The sequence below is a fragment of the Ruegeria sp. BHSC223 genome (assembly GCF_059613025.1).
Window position 1 is genome coordinate 142,734 of the sequence record NZ_JBXWRR010000004.1, and the last position, 19,193, is coordinate 161,926.

Sequence of the window (19,193 nt, forward strand, 5' to 3'; positions counted from 1 at the left end):
CATGCTGGGACTTGGAACGCTTGCCAAAAAGGTGTTCGGAACGCCGAATGACCGCAAGATCAAGGCAACCCGCCCGGTGGTCGCCCAGATCAACGCGCTGGAAGAAGAGTTTGCCAAGCTTACCGACGAGGGGCTTAAGCAAAAGACCGACGAACTGCGCAAACGCGCGCTGGACGGCGAAAGCCTGGATGCGCTGCTGCCCGAGGCATTTGCAAACTGCCGCGAAGCCGCCAAGCGGGCGCTTGGCCTGCGCGCCTTCGACACCCAGCTGATGGGCGGCATGTTCCTGCATCAGGGCAATATCAGCGAGATGAAGACGGGCGAGGGCAAGACTCTGGTCGCCACCTTTCCCGCCTATCTTAACGCGCTGACCGGCAAGGGCGTGCATGTGGTCACGGTGAACGAATACCTGGCCAAACGCGACTCGGAATGGATGGGCAAGGTGTTCGCCGCGCTGGGCATGACCACCGGCGTGATCTGGTCGGGCCAGCCCGATGCCGAGAAGATGGCCGCCTATCAAAGCGACATCACCTATGCCACCAACAACGAGCTTGGCTTTGACTATCTGCGCGACAACATGAAGGGCGAGTTGAGCGAAGTCTATCAGAAGCAGCACAATTTCGCCATCGTGGACGAGGTCGACTCGATCCTGATCGACGAGGCGCGCACGCCGCTGATCATCTCGGGCCCCGCGCAGGACCGCTCGGACCTCTACGTCGCCATCGACGCGCTGCTGCCCGCGCTGTCGGACGATCATTTCGAACTGGACGAAAAGACCCGCAACGTCACCTTTACCGACGAGGGCAACGAGTTCCTCGAGGCGCAGCTGGTCGCGCGTGGCCTGCTGCCCGAGGGTCAGTCGCTCTATGATCCCGAAAGCACGACCATCGTGCATCACGTCAACCAGGGCCTGCGCGCGCACAAGCTGTTCCAGCGCGACAAGGACTACATCGTGCGCGATGGCGAAGTTGTGCTGATCGACGAATTCACCGGCCGCATGATGCCGGGCCGCCGCCTGTCCGATGGCCTCCACCAGGCCATCGAGGCCAAGGAAAACGTGCAGATCCAGCCCGAAAACGTGACGCTGGCCAGTGTGACCTTCCAGAACTACTTCCGGCTTTACGACAAGCTTTCGGGCATGACCGGCACCGCGCTGACCGAAGCCGAGGAATTTGCCGAGATCTATGGGCTGGGCGTGGTCGAGGTTCCGACCAACAAACCGATCGCACGCAAGGACGAGGACGACCAGGTCTATCGTACCGCGGCCGAGAAATACGCCGCCATGATCGCCGAGACCAAGAAGGCCCATGGGAAGGGCCAGCCTGTTCTGCTCGGCACCACCTCGATCGAAAAATCCGAGATGCTGAGCCAGATGCTGACCAAGGAAGGCATCGAACACAACGTCCTGAACGCCCGCCAGCACGAACGCGAGGCGCAGATCGTGGCCGAGGCCGGCCGCTATGGCGCGGTGACCATTGCCACCAACATGGCCGGTCGCGGTACCGACATCCAGTTGGGCGGCAATGTCGAGATGAAGGTTCTGGCCGCCTTGGCCGAAAACCCAGATGCCGACCCGGCAGAGCTTCGCGCCGCCGAGGAAGCCCGCCACGCCGAGGAAAAGCAAAAGGTGCTGGATGCCGGTGGTCTTTATGTGATGGCATCCGAACGGCATGAAAGCCGTCGCATCGACAACCAGCTGCGCGGTCGCTCGGGCCGCCAGGGCGACCCGGGCCGCACCGTGTTCTACCTCAGCCTCGAAGACGATCTGATGCGCATCTTTGGCAGCGAACGGCTGGACAAGGTGCTGACCACGCTGGGCATGAAGGAAGGCGAGGCGATCATTCACCCCTGGGTGAACAAGTCGCTGGAGCGCGCCCAGGCCAAGGTCGAGGGCCGCAACTTCGACATGCGGAAAAACGTGCTGAAATTCGACGACGTGATGAACGACCAGCGCAAGGTGATCTTTAACCAACGGCGCGAAATCATGGCGACCGAGGATCTGTCCGAAGTGGTCGCAGACATGCGCGAACAGGTGATCGACGACCTGATCGACCAATACATGCCACCCAAGACCTATGCCGACCAGTGGGATACCCAGGGCCTCTATGCCGCGGTAATCGAAAAGCTGGGCATCGACGTACCGGTGATCGAATGGGCCGCCGAAGAGGGCGTGGACGATGACGAGATCCGCGAACGCCTGATCAAGGCCTCGGGCGAATACATGGAAAGCAAGGCCGCCGACTTCGGTGCCGAGAACATGCGCAACATCGAAAAACAGGTGTTGTTGCAGACCATCGACAGCAAATGGCGCGAACACCTGCTCAAGCTGGAGCACCTGCGCTCGGTCGTCGGTTTCCGCGGCTATGCTCAGCGCGATCCGCTGAACGAATACAAGACCGAGAGCTTTCAGCTGTTCGAGGGGCTGCTGGATAGCCTTCGCGAGACCGTCACACAGCAATTGTCCCGCATTCGCATGCTGAGCGAAGAGGAACAACGCCAGATGATGGCGCAGATGATGGCCCAGCAAAACCAGGCGGAACATGCAGCGCAGCAAGCCGAAGCAGTGGCCGAGGCCAAGGCCTCGGGCGATGCACGCCCCGGCTTTGTCGAGGACGACCCCAGCACATGGGGCAACCCCTCGCGCAACGACCTGTGCCCCTGCGGGTCTGGCAAGAAATTCAAGCATTGCCACGGGCGGCTGGCCTGAGGCCCCCGCCACAATGACTCCCCCCGGCGGCCATAAACTGGCCGCCTTCTTTAACGACACTTCTCGCGGACCAAAGGGCGATGGAGTGTGGTTATGGCACAACGACGCAAGATTCTGACAGCTGGCGGAACCGTTCTCTGCGCGGCGCTGATCGGATTCCTGATGCAGCAGAACGCCGCGCGCGAGACGCAGCAGATTGCGGCACGCAAATCGCTTATCCAGCAATCGGTTCTGAAACCGTCGGGCGCGTCAGATGTGGATGACTTTGCCCAGTTCGAACTGCACGCGATCAAGCTGACCTCGGCCCAGCCCACCCTGGAACAGCCCCGCCGCCTGCCCGAACCGGCGCTCGAAGGCGCCCTGCCCCTGCCCGCGCGGGACATCCTGCTGCCCGACGCGCCCAGCGACCCCGAAGAGCCGCAGCTGGGCTGCGCGATTACCGCAAACGCCGCGCCTGCCCCTATGGCCAGCATCGCCCTTGACGTCAGCGCGCCCTGCTATGGCAACCAGCGCGTCACCGTGCATCACAGCGGGTTGATCTTTACCGATACCACCGATGACGCGGGCAACCTGTCGGTTACCGTCCCGGCCCTGTCCGAAACCGCCGTTTTTGTCGTGGCATTCCAGAATGGCCGTGGCACCGTCGCCATGAGCCCTGTCGAGGGGCTCGACCGGATCGACCGGGTCGTGGTGCAATGGTCTGGCGCTGCGGGCTTTCAGCTGCATGCCCGCGAGTTTGGCGCCGGTTATGGCGAGACCGGCCATGTCTGGTCCGAAGCATCAGCCGGCGGGGTCGGCCAGGTGATCCGGCTGGGTGAACCCGACACGCTGGAGCCGCAACTGGCCGAAATCTACAGCTATCCCTCCGGCGAAAGCGACACCGCAGGCACCATCGCCCTATCGATCGAGGCCGAGGTGACAGCCAGCAATTGCGGGCGCGACATCTCGGCCCAGTCGCTGGAACTGCGCGGCGCCGGATCGCTCACAACCCATGATCTGGACATGTCCATGCCCGATTGTTCTGCGGCCGGTGACTTTCTGGTGTTGAATAATCTGGTCGAAGACCTGAAGATCGCCGCCAGGTAATCCGCAGGCAATTTTCAGGTATCACATGAATTGGCTTCGTGCGGCGGCTTTCGCCGCACTTTCCGTTTTCCCGGCCCTCCCGGCCACCGCTCAGGACATCACCCTCACCTCGCATGACGGCAAGGTCGAGATCAGCGGAAACTTGCTTGGCTTCGACGGTGAATTCTATCGTGTCGAAACCCGGTTCGGCGAACTGACGGTGGACGGTTCGGGCGTCACCTGCGACGGTCCGGCCTGCCCGAACCTGACCGACTTTGTCGCCGAACTGGCGCTCAGCGGTTCCTCGACCATGGCCGAGGTGCTGCTGCCCGCGTTGATCGAAGGCTTTGCCCTGCGCAACCGCATGCAGACCCGGCGCGAAACCGAAAGCGAGGCCCGGTTCAGCTATCTTCTGTTCCAGGCCGGCAGTGACAGACCTCAGGCCAGATTCACCTTTCGCGTCAGCACCACCGACGAAGGCTTTGCCGACCTGCTGGCGGACGAGGCCGATCTGGTGATGGCCCTGCGCGAAATCCGCCCCGATGAACGCAGGCGGGCGCTCGAACTGGGCCTGGGCGACATGACCGACAGCAACCGCTCGCGCGTGCTGTCACTGGATGCGATGGTGCCGGTGGTGGCGCCCCTCAATCCGGTGCGCCAGATCTCGGTCCCGCAGCTGGCACAGGTCTTTGCCGGTGAGATCGACAACTGGGCGCAGCTTGGCGGGCCAGAGGCCCCCATCACGCTGCATCTGCCGGCGGCGGGTTCCGGGCTGGCGCAGGCGGTCGAGGACCGTCTGCTGCTGCCCACCGGTAAATCCCTGCCCGAAGCGGTCGCCCGCCATGACCGGTCCAGCCAGCTGGCCCGCGCGGTTGCTATCGACCCGTTTGCCATCGGCATCGCCAGCTATTCCGAGACCGGCACCGCGCGGGCACTGACCCTGACCGGAGATTGCGGCTTTTCCCTTGCTGCCACGCGCCGCAACATCAAGACCGAGGATTATCCGCTCAATTCGCCCATGTTCCTCTACATGCCCGCGCGTCGCCTGCCCAAACTGGCACGGGAGTTCATGGCCTACATGCGCAGCCCGGCTGCCCAGATCGTGATTCGCCGTGCCGGTTTCGTCGATCAGGCGCCAGAGTTGATCCCGGTCGCGGTCCAGGGAAACCGGCTTGCCAATGCCATCGCAGCCGCTGGTGCCGAGGTCCCTCTCACCGAGTTGCAACGACTCGTATCCACGCTGTCTGGGATGCAACGGCTCAGCCTCTCTTTCCGATTCGAGACCGGATCCTCGCGCCCTGATGCGCAGTCGCGGACCAATATCTCGCAACTGGCTCAGGAACTTGAAAGCGGTGCCTATGACGCACGCCAAATGCTCTTTGTCGGGTTCAGCGACGGTGATGGCGCCGCCGAGGGCAACGCCCGTATTGCCCTGAAACGGGCCGAGGCGGTGCGTGACGCGGTGTTGCAGGCGGCCGAAACGCTTGACCCGGCGCGGGTCGAGATCTCGGTCGATGCCTTTGGCGAGGCGCTGCCGATGGCCTGCGATGACAGCGCCTGGGGCCGTCAGGTCAATCGCCGGGTCGAGGTCTGGGTCAAGTAACCCCTTCATTTCGCCTGAAATACTCCGGGGGAGTCGCGGCCCTGCCGCGACGGGGGCAGCGCCCCCTATAGAAACCCTTCGGAGCGGAAGCTCAACTCGACCGATTTTCCGATGATCAGGTGATCGTGCAGCGTTATCCCCAGCGCCTCACACGCAGCCCGGATCCTCGCCGTCATGTCGATATCCGATTGCGACGGTGTCGGGTCTCCTGATGGGTGGTTGTGCACCAGGATCAGCGCCGAGGCGTTTAACTCCAGCGCCCGCTTGGCAACCTCCCGCGGATAGACCGGCACGTGATCGACCGTCCCGCGCGCCTGTTCCTCGTCCGCAATCAGCACGTTCTTGCGGTCGAGGTAGAAGACCCGGAACTGCTCGGTCTCGCGATGCGCCATGGTGGTGTGGCAGTAATCCAGCAGCGCATCCCAACTGGAAATCACCTGCCGCTGCATCACCCGTGCGCGGGCCATCCGGTGGGCACTGGCTTCCAGTATCTTGAGATCCGTGATCACCGCCTCGCCCACGCCTTTGACCTCGGCCAGCCGTTCAACTGATGCGGTCAGCACCCGGTTGAAATCGCCAAACGTATCAAGCAGCAGCCGCGCCAGCGGCTTGACGTCCTGCCTGGGGATCGATCGGAACAGCACCAGCTCCAGCAACTCGTAATCCGGCAGCGCCGCCGCACCACCGGCCATGAACCGTTCCCGCAAACGCTTGCGATGATCCCGGATATAGGACGGCAACCGCCCCGAGGGCAGCGGCATCTCCGGCGCTTCGTCCATGTCGAACAGCATCGGGGCCTCGGAAAGACCTGTCTGGCGCATGGCAATCAACCTCGCCCCGAATCGGTTTCCGAGAGGTTAACGCTCGCCCGCCATTTGCCGTGTCGCCCGTCGCATCGCCAGATGCAGCAGCACCGACAGCACGCCCAGCGTCAGCATGGCGGCAAACATCAGGTCGGTCTTGGCGCGGCCATTGGCCAGGAGCATCAGGTACCCCAGCCCTTTTGACGCACCCACCCATTCCCCGATCACCGCGCCGATCGGCGCATAGACCGCCGCCAGCCGCAGGCCCGAGGCCAGCTGCGGCAGCGCCGCCGGCACCCGGATATGCCAAAGCACCGCACGCGGGCTGGCCTGCATGGTGCGGGCAAGGTCAAGGTATCCCACAGGCGTCCGCATCAGCCCGTCGAAAAACGCCGCCGTGATCGGGAAATAGATGATCAGCACCGCCATCGCCACCTTGGACCACAGCCCGTAGCCCAGCCACAGCGTCAGGATCGGCGCCAGCGCAAAGACCGGCAGCGCCTGGGTAAAGACCAGCATCGGCTGCACCAGTACCCGTGCAATCCGCGAACTGGCGAGTTGCAGCGCCGTCGCCACGCCCAGCACTGCACCGCAGGCAAGGCCGATCAGAACCTCAAGCGCGGTCACCGCCGTATGCTTGGCGATCAGCCAGCGGCTCTGCCACCAGGTTTCGGCCACCAGAGCAGGGCCGGGCAGGATGAATCGCGGCAGGTCGGTCAGGCTGACCACCGCCTGCCAGATCGCCAGCGCAAAAAGGGTCGCGGCCAGAGCAGGGAGCCAGCGTGTCATTCCCCTCCCTCCCGCAGCATCCTGAGCAGCGCGCCCTGGCACAGCAGCGTTTCGGCATCGTCCACCGCGCGGGGCATCGGCGCGGTCGGCGGTGTGACCGGTGTCAGCCCATCGGCGGTCATCACCTGGATCGAATGCCCCAGCCGCGCTGCCTCGGCCGGGTCGTGAGTCACCAGCAGCACGGTCCGCCCCGCCAGCAACTCTGCGGCAAGCTCCTGCATGTCGGCGCGGGTACGAGCGTCGAGCGCCGAGAAGGGCTCGTCCAGCAGCACCACCGGCTTGTCCTCCATCAGCGTCCGCGCCAGCGCCACCCGCTGGCGCTGCCCACCGGATAGTTCCGCCGGGCGCTTCGCTGCATGGTCACCCAGCCGCACCCGGCGCAACAGGTCGTCCAACCGTGCGCGGTCCACCTGCTCGCCCCGCAGCCGTGCCCCCAAGCCCACATTCTGCGCCACCGTCGCCCAGGGCAGCAGCAGGTCGTCCTGCGCCATATAGGCCACCCGTTCCACCACCGGTTCAGCGTCCGAGGCCGCAATTCGGCCGTCGAACGCCGCTCCTGTTTCCAGCCCCGCGATCAGCCGCAATACCGTCGACTTGCCGACGCCGGACCCGCCCAAAAGGCAGGTCCATTGCGCCGCTTCCAATGTCAGGGCCAACGGCGCGAACAAAGACACGCCGTCGATGCTGGCGCTGCCGGCAACAGTTATCGCGGGAGCCGGGGTCACGGGGTAAGCCCCATCTGCCAGAAACCGACCTCGAGTTCCGTTGCGGTGCAGAAGGTTCGGCACAGACGTTCCCATCGCGGCGAGGCCTCGAAATCTGCGCCAATACGCCTTGTTAGAGCCTGATCCATCAACTCACCCGCAGCCTTGCAAGCCGCTTGATACTCGGCCCCGGCATAGGTGTCGATCCAATCCCTGTAACGATCACTCGTCGCCTCTGCCGCCAGCCGTGTGCCAATCTCGCCATAGCCCATGACACAGGGCGCCAGCGCAGCCAGCAGATCGGCCAGATCACCGCTATACCCGGCCTCGAGCACAAAGCGGGTATAGGCGAGGTTTTCGGGCCGTTCCGAGGTAGCAAACAGCGCATCCTTCGAGATTCCCGCCGCCTCGCACACCCCGATATGGAGCTGCATCTCCTCGGCCACCAGCGCGTTGACGGTACCAACGGCGGCCAGCATCTCGGCATGGGTCTGGCCCTTGACCACCGCCAGCGCCCAGGCCCGCGCGAAATGGATCAGGAACACGTAATCCTGCCGCAGGTAATGCAGGAAAGCATCGTGCGGCAGGCTGCCGTCCTTGATCCCTTCGACAAAGGCGTGGCGGGTATAATCCCGCCACGGCTGCCCTGCCGCCGCACGCATCAGGCCAAAGGCGTGGCCATAATCCGGCGCGCTCATTCAGCGGTCACGTCGATGGTGATGGCCGAGACCGGATTGACGCTGTCGATCAGGCCGGTGTCCTTCAGAAACGCCTCGAACCGGGCATAGCGGCCCGCGTCGAACCCGGCGGGACGCAAGGCAAAGCGCGGCAGCGTATCGACCCAGGCGCGCTTGTTCAGTTCGTCCTGCAATTCGGGCGAGGTGGCGGCGAAGATCTCCCAGCTGGCCTGCGGGTTGTTTACGATGAATTGCGTCGCCTTCTCGGTCGCCTCAAGGAAGCGGGCGATCTTGTCGGCATCCATCCGCTCGGGGTTGGCGACATAGATCAGCTCGTCATAAGACGGCACACCCTCTTCCTCGATATAGAAGCAGCGGCCCGGTTGACCTTCGATATCCATCTGATTCAGCTCGAAATTTCGATATGCACCGATCACCGCATCGACCTGACCGCTCATCAATGCGGGCGAGAGCGAAAAGTTCACGTTGATCATCTCGACATCGCTGAGCGCGACGCCATACTTGCCCAGAACCGTGGTCAGGATCGCCTCTTCGACGCCCGCGACAGAGAAGCCGATTTTCTTGCCCTTGAGGTCGGCAGGCGATTTGATCGGGCCGTTTTCCAGCACCAAAAGGCAGTTGAGCGGCGTGGCGACCAGCGTGCCCACGCGCTTGAGCGGCAGGCCTTCGTGGATTTGCAGGTGCAGCTGCGGCTGATAGCTGACCGCCAGATCGGCCTGACCTGCGGCCACCAGACGCGGCGGGGCAGAGGGGTCGGCAGGGGCCACGATTTCCACAGTTAGACCCTGTTCCGCGAAATATCCCTTTTCCTGTGCCACGATGATCGGGCCGTGATCGGGGTTGATGAACCAATCGAGCAGCAGGGTCATCTTGTCCTGCGCCAGGGCTGGCGTGGCAGCCAGCAGCGCCAATGCGGTTACCAGGTGTTTCATGTCGCGTTTCCTTTCATGATGTGGCAGCCGCGACGAGGACGATCTCGCCGGGCCAATCCAGTTGCAACTGTTCCGCAGCGCGCCAGGCCCGGAGGCCGGTGGCGCAGCACAGAACCAGTCGTTTTCCTTGGTTAGTGTCTGCTATTTCTATCTCGGATGTTGTCATGCGGCGGGCTGACGGGTGTGCTGGATGGGGCGCTTCGGACTCGCTGCGCAACTCGATGACGAGGTCATCGGCGGTCAGGTCCGAGGGCGCCACAAAACGGAAGGCGGTCTCTGGTTCCGGTGCGTGATCAAATCGGAACGCGATATTGCGCCAGGTTTGCGCGTCGATCTGCACCATCTGGCCAAGCGGCGAAGGCTCCAGCCCGAGAAGCGCAGAAAGCGTCATTTGCGCCTGTATAGAGCCTAGTATTGAGACAACCGGCCCCAATACACCAGCGGTCGCGCAGCTTGCTGCGCTGTCCGGTGCCTCGGGGAAGACCGCGCGCAAGCTGGGTGCGCCGCCGCAGAAACCGCCGGCATAGCCGCCCAACCCCAGGACCGAGGCGCCGATCAATGGCTTGCCAAGCGCCATACATGTATCGCTGAGAAGATAGCTGGCAGCGTAGCTGTCGGCGCAATCCAGCACCAGATCGGCGTTTTGACTGTTTTGTACGACGTTTTCCGGGGTGATTGACCGTTTTGTACCGGTCACGACAATCCCGGAATTGAGCGCGCGGCAGCCTTCGGCGGCGACCTCGGCCTTGGCCCGGCCGACATCAGCCTCGGTGAACAGCGTCTGCCGGTGCAGGTTCGACAGCTCGATCACGTCGCCGTCGAAGATGTCGATCTGCCCGACCCCTGCCCCGGCAAGTAGGGGCAGCGCCGAGGCCGCGAGGCCCCCGGCCCCGACCACCAGCACGCGGGCGGCGGCGAGCCGGGCCTGCCCCTCACCCCCGACCTGCGGCAGCATCATCTGGCGGGCATAACGGCTCATCTGGTGGCCTCGATCCACTGGCGCAGGCGTGCCTCGGGGTCGGCATTCAAGGTAATGTCGGTGACGACCGAGACGATATCGGCCCCGGCGGCAAGCACACCCGGCGCGCGCTCGACGCTCATGCCGCCGATACCGACCAGCGGGATGGCACCGACACGCGCCTTCCACTCGGTAACGCGCGGCAGGCCCTGTTGATGCCATTTCATCTGTTTCAGGATGGTCGGATAGACCGGGCCGAGGGCCACATAGTCGGGATCCATGCCCAGCACCCGCTCCAACTCGTCATCGTCATGTGTAGAGACGCCCAGCCGCAGACCCGCCTTGCGGATCGCGTGTAGATCGGCCTGATCCAGATCCTCTTGCCCCAAGTGCAGCCATTCGCAGCCCGCGTCGATCGCGATCTGCCAATAGTCGTTGATGACCAGCACCGCGCCATGCGCGCGGCAGAGGTCGCGCGCGATGGCGATCTCGGCGCGGATCATTGCGTCGGGCTGGTCCTTGATCCTCAGTTGCACCAGCTTGACCCCCAGCGGCAGCATCCGGCGCAGCCAGTCGGTATGGTCGAAGATCGGATAGAACCGGTCGAGCGTCATGACAGGAATGCCTTTCCTATGACAGGGGTCGAGGCACTGGCCATATCGCGCGCTTCGATCGGATCGGCGCGATGCGCCAGTTGCCCGGCCTGAGTGGCCAGCGCCATGGCGCGCGCCATATCCGCCGGATCGCCCGCCCGCGCCACGGCGGTGTTGAGCAGGACGGCGTCATAGCCAAGCTCCATCGCGCGGGCGGCATGGCTGGGCAGGCCGATGCCCGCATCGACCACCAGCGGCGTGTCGGGAAACTCGGCCCGCATGGCGCGCAGCGCGTATTCGTTGTTCAGCCCCCGGCCCGAACCGATAGGCGCGCCCCAGGGCATCAGCACTTCACAGCCTGCCGCCAGCAGGCGCTCGCCGACGATCAGGTCGTCGGTGGTGTACGGGAACACCTGAAACCCATCCTCGGTCAGGATGCGCGCGGCCTCGACCAGGCCGAAAACGTCAGGTTGCAGACTGTCGGTATGGCCGATCAATTCCAGCTTGATCCAGGGTGTTCCGAACACCTCGCGCGCCATATGGGCGGTGGTCACCGCCTCTTTCACCGTGTGGCAGCCGGCGGTGTTGGGCAGGATCAGCACGCCCAGATCGCGGATCATCGACCAGAAGGTCTGTCCCGCCCCGGATTCGCGCCGCAGCGACACGGTGGCCACCCCCGCTCCGCTGGCGCGGAACGCCTGTTCCAGGATCGCGGGGCTGGGATATTGCGCGGTGCCCAGCATCAGCGGGTTCGGCAATTCGGTTCCGTAAAAGGCGCGCATGTTTCAACCCCCTTGCATGGGCGCGAGCACCTCGACCCGGTCGCCATCGTTCAGCCGGTGCCCGCCGCGCAGGGACGCGGGCACAAAGCTTTCATTCACCGCCGTGGCAACGCGACCCGACAGGCCACATTCCACCAGCAGTGCGGCGAGGGTTTCGGCCTCGACCTCGCGCGGTTCGCCGTTAAGCACGATCTTCATCGACCAACTCCGTATGTGTGTTGTTGAGCGCCAGATCGGCAACCCCCTGCGCCAGCGCGGGCGCCAGAAGATAACCGTGGCGATAGAGGCCATTGGCATAGATCACCCGCCCCAGCCGCCGGATGCGCGGCAGGTTGTCGGGAAAGGCGGGGCGCAGATCGACGCCGATTTCCAACACCTCGGCCTCGCCAAAGGCGGGGTTCAGGGCATAGGCGGCGCTAAGGAGTTCCAGCATCGAGCGCACGGTGATGCGACCGCTGTCCTCACTCTCGATCATCGTGGCACCCAGCATATAGACATGGTCGCTGCGCGGAACGACATAGAGCGGCATGCGCGGGTGCAACAGGCGAATGGGCCGTGTTAAAGCCACATCTGGTGCACGGATTACCAGCATCTCGCCCTTGACGCCACGCAGGTCATGCAGGACCTCGCGCGCGTGCAGGCCACGACAGTCGATGGCATTCTTCAGCCCGGCGGGGGCGGGTTTGCGGTGAAAAATCACACCCTTGTCGAGCAAACCGCGATAGAGGTCCACGAGCGCGCGGCGGGGGTCCAGATGCGCCTCGTTCGGGAAGTGCAAGCCGTTGGAGAAGGCGGTCAGATCAGGCTCTAATTGGGTGATTTCTTCTTGGATGACTTCGGTAAACCCCTCGGTCCGGCGGGCAAAGCGGCGCAGATCAGGGATATCGCGTGGATTGGCGACCACCAACGTGCCGCGCCGGGTGACGTTAGTATGCTCCTCCCACCAAGCGATAGCCTGCTGGCCCAACCGCAAGACCGGTTCCTCGGCGTTCTCATACTCACACCAGGGCGCCAGCATGCCACCGGCCCACCAACTGCATCCATGCGGGCCGGGAGGGCCGGAGGGGTCGAACACCTGAACCGCCGCGCCGCGGTTAACCAGTTCGGTCGCCACCGCCAAGCCGGCAACGCCCGCGCCTATGACCGACCAGAGCCTCATGCGGGCCAGACCCGATGGAAATGATGCACCGGGCCGTGACCCTGCCCCACTTGCAGATCATCGGCGGCAATAATCGCGCCTTGCAGATAGGTATGCGCCTCTTGCACCGCGCTTTTCAGGGTCAGCCCCTTGGCAAGACCGGCGGCAATCGCCGAACTCAGCGTACAGCCTGTGCCATGGGTGTTCTTCGTTGCCAGGCGCGGCGCGGTAAACTCGGCCAACACGCCTTCAGGGCCCACCAGTAGATCATGACAGATCGCTCCGCTGGCATGCCCACCCTTCATCAGAACCGCATCCGCGCCCAGCGCAACCAGGGCACGACCTTGAGCGGTTACCTCGTTCAAGGATCTGGCGTCATTGGTCTCCAGCAAGCGCGCTGCTTCGGGCAGATTTGGGGTCAGCACCGATGCGCGCGGCACAAGCAGACGCCGGAGCGCCCCGATTGCCTCTGCCGCCAGCAACGCGTCACCCGATTTCGCAACCATGACCGGATCCAGCACGATTGGCCCGTCAAACCCGGCAATGGCATCGGCCACGACCCCGATGATCTCGGGCGTCGCCAGCATGCCGATCTTGATCGCCTTCACGTCAAGATCGCCCAGAACCGCGTCGATCTGCGCCCGGATCACTTGCGTTGGGATACCATGCACCGCCGTCACCGCGCAGGTGTTCTGCGCCGTCACCGCCGTGATCACCGAGGCGCCATAGACGCCCAGCGCCGACATCGCCTTCAGATCGGCCTGGATCCCCGCGCCGCCGCCGCTATCGGATCCCGCTATTGTCAGGGCAATCGCTGCCATGTCCGCTACTCCGGTTCAGGGGCAACGGGGGCATGGAAAACGTCCGATAGCGATAGACCGTTCCCTACGCCGGTATTGCCCGGATCAGGTTCGATGGGTTGACGCAGCCGCGCCTCTCAGCCCCAAACGGGGCACCCCAACGGTTATGCGCACCTTCTCAGGTGACGTCGCGGTAATCAAGAGGAAATCGACCAACGGAAAAGGGCGGGCACCACATGGCACCCGCCCCTGTCTTCATTCCGCCCAAAATACTCCGGGGGAGTCGCCGTCAGGCGGCGGGGGCAGCGCCCCCTAGCCTTTCATCCCGTCCCAGAACGACTTGACCGAGGAAAAGAAGCTCTTGGTCTCGGGATTGTTGTCCTCGCTCAGTTCCTCGAACTCGCGCAGCAGGTCTTTCTGCTTGCTGGTCAGGTTGACCGGCGTTTCCACCGCCAATTCGATGAACATGTCACCGATACCGCCGCCACGCAGGGCGGGCATGCCCTTGCTGCGCAGGCGCATCTGCCGGCCTGACTGGCTGCCGGCGGGCACCTGCACCCGGCCACGACCGCCGTCTATGGTCGGCACCTCGATGGCACCGCCCAGCGCCGCTTTGGCCATGCTGACCGGCACCCGGCAATAGAGGTTCACACCGTCGCGTTCGAACAGATCATGCTTGGCCACCTCGACAAAGATATAGAGATCGCCCGGCGGACCACCGCGCATCCCGGCCTCGCCTTCGCCGGCCAGGCGAATGCGGGTGCCGGTTTCGACCCCGGCGGGGATATTGACGCTCAGCGCGCGGTCCTTTTCGACCCGGCCCTGCCCCCGGCAGGATTTGCACGGGTTCTTGATGATCTGACCCAGACCCGAACAGGTCGGACAGGTCCGCTCGACGGTAAAGAAGCCCTGTTGCGCGCGCACCTTGCCCATGCCCGAACAGGTCGGGCAGGTGGTGGGTTCAACCCCACCTTCGGCGCCGGTTCCCTCGCAGGCCGAACAGGCAACCGCGGTGGGCACGTTGATGGTCTTTTGCAGACCCGAGAAAGCCTCTTCCAGCGTGACCCGCAGGTTATAGCGCAGGTCCGAACCACGCGCCGCGCGACGACCGCCGCCACCCCGCTGACCGCCCATGAAATCGCCGAACAGGTCCTCGAACACATCCGAGAATGCGCTGGAGAAATCGCCCGATCCAAAACCGCCGCCGGGACGCTGGCCGCCGCCCATCCCACCTTCGAACGCGGCATGACCGAACCGGTCATAGGCCGCCTTCTTCTCGGCGTCTTTCAGGACCTCATAGGCCTCGTTCACGTCCTTGAACAGCGCCTCGGCATCCGGGTTGTCCTTGTTGCGGTCGGGGTGCAGTTCCTTGGCCTTGCCGCGATAGGCCTTCTTGATCTCGTCAGCCGAAGCGCCCTTGGACACGCCGAGCACATCATAATAGTCGCGTTTTGACATCCGAATTCCCTTCTGCCTCAACGAATGCGGGCCGGCCCGGTTACCGGACCGGCCCGTTCTGGCCCGGATGACCCGTTACTTGCGCTTGTCTTCGCCGAGATCTTCGAACTCGGCGTCGACGATGTCGTCGTCCGAAGGACCGGCATCCGCCCCTGCGGGCTCGCCATCGCCGCCTTCGCTCTGCGCCTTATAGATCGCCTCGCCCAGCTTCATGGCCGCTTCGGTCACGTTTTGCAGGCCCGACTTGATCTTCTCGGCGCTCACGCCGTCCTTGTCCAGATCGTCCTTCAGCGCGGCAATGGCCAGTTCGATCGCCTCGACAGTGGTCGGGTCGACCTTGTCGCCATGCTCTTCGATCGACTTCTCGGTCGAATGGATCAGGCTTTCGGCCTGGTTGCGCGCCTCGACCAGCTCTTTGCGGGCCTTGTCGGCTTCGGCGTTCTCTTCGGCATCCTTGACCATCTTTTCGATGTCCTCGTCCGAAAGACCGCCCGAGGCCTGGATGGTGATCTTGTGCTCTTTGCCGGTACCCTTGTCTTTGGCCGAAACCGACACGATGCCGTTGGCGTCGATGTCGAATGTCACCTCGATCTGGGGCATGCCGCGCGGTGCCGGCGGGATGTCCTCGAGATTGAACTGGCCGAGGATCTTGTTGTCAGCAGCCATTTCACGCTCGCCCTGGAACACGCGGATGGTCACCGCGTTCTGATTGTCCTCGGCGGTCGAGAAAACCTGAGACTTCTTGGTCGGGATCGTGGTGTTGCGGTCGATCAGACGGGTAAACACGCCGCCCAGGGTCTCGATACCCAGCGACAGCGGGGTCACGTCGAGCAGGACCACATCCTTGACGTCGCCTTGCAGAACACCGGCCTGAATGGCGGCACCCATGGCGACAACCTCGTCGGGGTTCACACCCTTGTGGGGTTCCTTGCCGAAGAACTTGGTCACTTCCTCGATGACCTTGGGCATGCGGGTCATACCGCCGACCAGAACCACCTCGTCAACGTCAGAGGCCGAAATGCCGGCATCCTTGAGCGCGGCCTTGCAGGGGTCCATCGACTTCTTGATCAGGTCGCCCACCAGGCTTTCCAGCTTGGCGCGGGTCAGTTTCATCACCAGGTGCAGAGGCTGACCATTGGCGCCCATCGAGATGAACGGCTGGTTGATCTCGGTCTGGGTGGTCGAGCTCAGCTCGATCTTGGCCTTTTCCGCAGCTTCTTTCAGACGCTGAAGCGCCATCTTGTCGCCGGACAGGTCGACACCGTGCTCTTTCTTGAACTCGTCCGCCAGATAGTTGACGATCCGCATGTCGAAATCTTCGCCACCCAGGAAGGTGTCGCCATTGGTCGACTTGACCTCGAACAGGCCGTCGTCGATCTCCAGGATGGTCACGTCGAAGGTACCGCCGCCAAGGTCATAGACGGCGATGGTCTGGCTGTTCTTCTTGTCCAGGCCATAGGCCAACGCGGCCGCGGTCGGCTCGTTGATGATGCGCAGCACTTCCAGACCGGCGATCTTGCCGGCATCCTTGGTGGCCTGGCGCTGGGCGTCGTTGAAATAGGCGGGCACCGTGATCACTGCCTGGGTCACATCCTCGCCCAGATAGGATTCTGCGGTTTCCTTCATCTTGCCGAGGATGAAGGCCGAAATCTGCGACGGCGAATACTTCTCGCCCTTGGCTTCGACCCATGCGTCGCCATTGCCACCGTTGACGATGGAAAACGGCACCATCTTTTTGTCCTTGGTGACCTCGGCATCATCGACCCGGCGGCCGATCAGGCGCTTGACGCCAAAAATGGTGTTCGAGGGGTTGGTGACCGCCTGGCGTTTCGCCGGCTGACCGACCAGTCGCTCATCATCGGTGAAGGCGACGATCGAGGGCGTGGTCCGCGCCCCTTCAGAGTTTTCGATGACTTTCGGCTGGGCGCCGTCCATGATGGCAACACACGAGTTGGTGGTGCCCAGGTCGATACCGATAACTTTACCCATTTGTTCGATCCCTTTCTCTTCAAGGCGATGGCTCGAGACCTGAACCCGTTTTGGCATTCCGGCCCCGATCTGTTTGCGCAATGGCCTACACCACGGCGCGTCCCGGCGTATATAGGGGGCGAAAACAGGTGCTGCAAGCATGCAGAATTGCAGGTTTTCGCGAATCTGCATGCTTTTTGACAAGGCTTCGTCAAGGAAAGGGTCTGGCAGGGAATGACCATGTTGAACCTGCGCGGTGTCGAAATTCGCAAGGGCGCGCTCGACGGACCGGCCCAGGCACGGCTGATCGAGGCGCTGCGCCCGGTTCTGAAGGCCGCGCCGCTGTTTACGCCCACCATGCCGAACGGCAAACCGCTCTCGGTACGCATGACCTCGGCCGGGCCGTTGGGCTGGGTGACGGACAAGGGTGGCTATCGCTATCAACCGACCCATCCCAAGGGCATGGCCTGGCCCGCGATCCCACCCGAAGTGCTGGATCTGTGGCATGGGGTCACCGGGCAGGACCGCGCGCCCGATTGCTGTCTGATCAACTATTATGGCGAGGGCGCCCGGATGGGCCTGCACCAGGATCGCGACGAGGCCGATCTGAACTGGCCAGTAGTTTCTCTGTCACTGGGCGATGACGCGCTGTTTCGCATCGGCAATACCAGCCGCGGCGGCAAGACGGAATCGGTCTGGCTCAACTCGGGCGATGTGGTGGTGATGGGCGGACCTGCGCGGTTGATCTATCACGGGATCGACCGTATCCGCTTCGGCTCGTCCCGGTTGCTGCCCAAGGGCGGGCGGCTGAACCTGACGCTGCGGGTGGCGGCCTAGTCCGCCAACAGCGTGCAGCAGCCAGCATAAAGCGATCCATTCAGCATCAGGCCCACATCCAACCCATAGGCCCGGTCGGACATGCCGTCATGGCACTGCATTTGCCGCAGGATGGCAACGTTCTGACCCAATGTCAGGGCGTAGCGATCGTTCACGCCGGCGCCGGGCTTGAGCAGACCGGCCGGCAGAGCCTGCTCTGCCTCACCCAAGATCTGGAACTGCGCCCCGACTCCCTGCTCGACGGTCAGCGACCAGAACGGCTCGTTCCCGGAACAGATGAAACGCTGGGTCATCCAGACCCCGTCGGCCTCGGACTGCTGCTGCATGTAACGCATCGAGACCCAACCGCTCATCTCGTTCACGTTCACCCGGCCCCAACCGCCGCCAAAGGTCAGGTCGACAACTTCGACCCCAACCGCATCGGGCGCCAGCGTGCCGATCACCTCGGACCCGGCCGAAGGTTCTTCGCGCACGTTCAGCACATCGTCCGCCGCAACCCCGATCACATCGAACAGTGCCGGTACCGGATCGGCGGCAAGCGGTGCGGCAAACACCAGCAGCAGGGCGAAAAGCCACCTCATCGCCGCGCGTACCAGCTAGCCGAGACATGGCGACGGGTATAGAATTCGCCCATCAGCCCGATCATGATCAGGATAATTCCCAGCCACAGCGAATAGTGCCAATTGCTGTTATGCGGGAAATAGTTGCGGAATACGAAGCCGCGACATTGGTCGATTGCGTGAAACAACGGGTTCCAATCGAACATGGCCAGCATGTAACCTGGTAACGTGTTTGCCACGAACATCTTACCCGAGGCGATCATGTTGGCGCGCTGGTAAAGCGTGGTCATAACCCCCACCAGCATCGGTGCCCAGGGCTTGATCGACAGAAATACCAGCCCGACCGCACAGCCGGTGAACCAGGCCAGCATCAGCATTCCAAACGCGCCCGCAGGATCCTCCACCTCGATCGGCTTAAAGGCAACATGATAGCCAAAGAGAATCAGGAACAGCGTCAGCAATTGGGTATAGAGCGACCCCAAGGCCGCAGATAGGATAGCAATGATCGTATTCATGGGTGCATGCTTCATCATTGCGCTGTTGGGCCCCTCGGCCCCGGCAACCGCACCCACCGTCTTGATGTGCACCATGAACAGGAAAATGCCCGACATGATGTAAAGCAGGAAATCGCCCCGGATCGCCGAACCGCGAAGCCCCAGCATCGAAAACATCATGTAGAACACCAGCACAAAGACCAGGATCTGCATCATGTTCTTGCCCAACGCCGCGTAGGCATTGGAATGGCCCTGACGGACACCCCGCACCACGTTGTGAAAGATGAGCTCTGCCATGGTGATG

General features: G+C 63.3%; 19 protein-coding genes and 1 riboswitch. Of the genes, 4 read left to right on the plus strand and 15 right to left on the minus strand.

Annotation, left to right across the window (positions count from 1 at the left end; all coding sequences use genetic code 11):
- The first annotated feature begins 1 nt into the window (after position 1).
- The 3 genes from secA to AC2FNY_RS09760 all read left to right on the plus strand — a co-directional run bounded on the left by secA (position 2) and on the right by AC2FNY_RS09760 (position 5,375).
- Positions 2-2,707, plus strand: a complete 2,706-nt coding sequence (gene secA, locus AC2FNY_RS09750; protein ID WP_496802323.1) for a preprotein translocase subunit SecA — start codon at positions 2-4, stop codon at positions 2,705-2,707.
- A 93-nt stretch (positions 2,708-2,800) separates the two neighbouring features.
- Complete coding sequence (locus AC2FNY_RS09755) at positions 2,801-3,793, plus strand: hypothetical protein (protein WP_234165038.1); 993 nt, start codon at positions 2,801-2,803, stop codon at positions 3,791-3,793.
- Positions 3,794-3,818: 25 nt separating this feature from the next.
- Entirely contained in the window at positions 3,819-5,375 is a 1,557-nt protein-coding gene (locus AC2FNY_RS09760; protein ID WP_496802324.1) for a substrate-binding domain-containing protein, read from the plus strand.
- 65 nt (positions 5,376-5,440) lie between these two features.
- Here AC2FNY_RS09760 and radC read toward each other — a convergent pair whose 3' ends face one another.
- From radC to dnaK, 13 genes are all read right to left on the minus strand, one after another.
- Positions 5,441-6,196, minus strand: coding sequence for a RadC family protein (gene radC, locus AC2FNY_RS09765; protein WP_430538952.1), 756 nt, complete (start codon positions 6,194-6,196; stop codon positions 5,441-5,443).
- A gap of 36 nt (positions 6,197-6,232) precedes the next feature.
- The gene (locus AC2FNY_RS09770) at positions 6,233-6,967 is read right to left on the minus strand and encodes an ABC transporter permease (RefSeq protein ID WP_496802325.1); all 735 of its coding nucleotides are present in this window, start codon (positions 6,965-6,967) and stop codon (positions 6,233-6,235) included.
- Positions 6,964-7,692: an ATP-binding cassette domain-containing protein gene (locus tag AC2FNY_RS09775; RefSeq protein ID WP_234163328.1), complete on the minus strand. Its 729-nt coding sequence runs from the start codon at positions 7,690-7,692 to the stop codon at positions 6,964-6,966. Before AC2FNY_RS09775 ends, AC2FNY_RS09770 begins: the two co-directional genes overlap by 4 nt.
- Positions 7,689-8,369, minus strand: a complete 681-nt coding sequence (gene tenA, locus AC2FNY_RS09780; protein ID WP_234163329.1) for a thiaminase II — start codon at positions 8,367-8,369, stop codon at positions 7,689-7,691. The genes AC2FNY_RS09775 and tenA overlap by 4 nt, the downstream gene beginning before the upstream one ends.
- Positions 8,366-9,301: an ABC transporter substrate-binding protein gene (locus AC2FNY_RS09785; protein WP_496802326.1), complete on the minus strand. Its 936-nt coding sequence runs from the start codon at positions 9,299-9,301 to the stop codon at positions 8,366-8,368. Before AC2FNY_RS09785 ends, tenA begins: the two co-directional genes overlap by 4 nt.
- 13 nt (positions 9,302-9,314) lie before the next feature.
- A complete protein-coding gene (locus tag AC2FNY_RS09790; protein WP_496802327.1) occupies positions 9,315-10,280 on the minus strand; it encodes a ThiF family adenylyltransferase in 966 nt (321 codons plus the stop codon).
- The gene (locus AC2FNY_RS09795) at positions 10,277-10,873 is read right to left on the minus strand and encodes a thiamine phosphate synthase (RefSeq protein ID WP_496802328.1); all 597 of its coding nucleotides are present in this window, start codon (positions 10,871-10,873) and stop codon (positions 10,277-10,279) included. Before AC2FNY_RS09795 ends, AC2FNY_RS09790 begins: the two co-directional genes overlap by 4 nt.
- Positions 10,870-11,634, minus strand: a complete 765-nt coding sequence (locus tag AC2FNY_RS09800; RefSeq protein WP_496802329.1) for a thiazole synthase — start codon at positions 11,632-11,634, stop codon at positions 10,870-10,872. The genes AC2FNY_RS09795 and AC2FNY_RS09800 overlap by 4 nt, the downstream gene beginning before the upstream one ends.
- Positions 11,635-11,637: 3 nt before the next feature.
- A complete protein-coding gene (gene thiS / locus AC2FNY_RS09805) occupies positions 11,638-11,832 on the minus strand; it encodes a sulfur carrier protein ThiS (protein ID WP_496802330.1) in 195 nt (64 codons plus the stop codon).
- Positions 11,816-12,793 carry an FAD-dependent oxidoreductase gene (locus AC2FNY_RS09810; protein WP_496802331.1) on the minus strand — a complete coding sequence of 326 codons (978 nt, stop codon included), beginning with the start codon at positions 12,791-12,793 and terminating at the stop codon, positions 11,816-11,818. Before AC2FNY_RS09810 ends, thiS begins: the two co-directional genes overlap by 17 nt.
- On the minus strand, positions 12,790-13,593 hold the full coding sequence (thiD, locus tag AC2FNY_RS09815) for a bifunctional hydroxymethylpyrimidine kinase/phosphomethylpyrimidine kinase (protein WP_496802332.1): 804 nt from the start codon (positions 13,591-13,593) through the stop codon (positions 12,790-12,792). The genes AC2FNY_RS09810 and thiD overlap by 4 nt, the downstream gene beginning before the upstream one ends.
- Positions 13,594-13,637: 44 nt before the next feature.
- Positions 13,638-13,742: riboswitch (TPP riboswitch) on the minus strand.
- A 142-nt stretch (positions 13,743-13,884) separates the two neighbouring features.
- On the minus strand, positions 13,885-15,030 hold the full coding sequence (gene dnaJ, locus AC2FNY_RS09820) for a molecular chaperone DnaJ (protein ID WP_234165063.1): 1,146 nt from the start codon (positions 15,028-15,030) through the stop codon (positions 13,885-13,887).
- A 75-nt stretch (positions 15,031-15,105) separates the two neighbouring features.
- On the minus strand, positions 15,106-17,019 hold the full coding sequence (dnaK, locus tag AC2FNY_RS09825; protein WP_234139192.1) for a molecular chaperone DnaK: 1,914 nt from the start codon (positions 17,017-17,019) through the stop codon (positions 15,106-15,108).
- A gap of 213 nt (positions 17,020-17,232) precedes the next feature.
- Here dnaK and AC2FNY_RS09830 point away from each other — a divergent pair, with 213 nt between their 5' ends.
- A complete protein-coding gene (locus tag AC2FNY_RS09830; RefSeq protein WP_234165064.1) occupies positions 17,233-17,835 on the plus strand; it encodes an alpha-ketoglutarate-dependent dioxygenase AlkB in 603 nt (200 codons plus the stop codon).
- Here the strand turns inward: AC2FNY_RS09830 and AC2FNY_RS09835 are convergent.
- Positions 17,832-18,416 carry a COG3650 family protein gene (locus AC2FNY_RS09835; RefSeq protein WP_234165066.1) on the minus strand — a complete coding sequence of 195 codons (585 nt, stop codon included), beginning with the start codon at positions 18,414-18,416 and terminating at the stop codon, positions 17,832-17,834. The two genes, AC2FNY_RS09830 and AC2FNY_RS09835, sit on opposite strands and share 4 nt — an antisense overlap.
- Positions 18,413-19,186: an ABC transporter permease gene (locus AC2FNY_RS09840; RefSeq protein WP_235775994.1), complete on the minus strand. Its 774-nt coding sequence runs from the start codon at positions 19,184-19,186 to the stop codon at positions 18,413-18,415. The genes AC2FNY_RS09835 and AC2FNY_RS09840 overlap by 4 nt, the downstream gene beginning before the upstream one ends.
- Between the last annotated feature and the right edge of the window lie 7 nt (positions 19,187-19,193).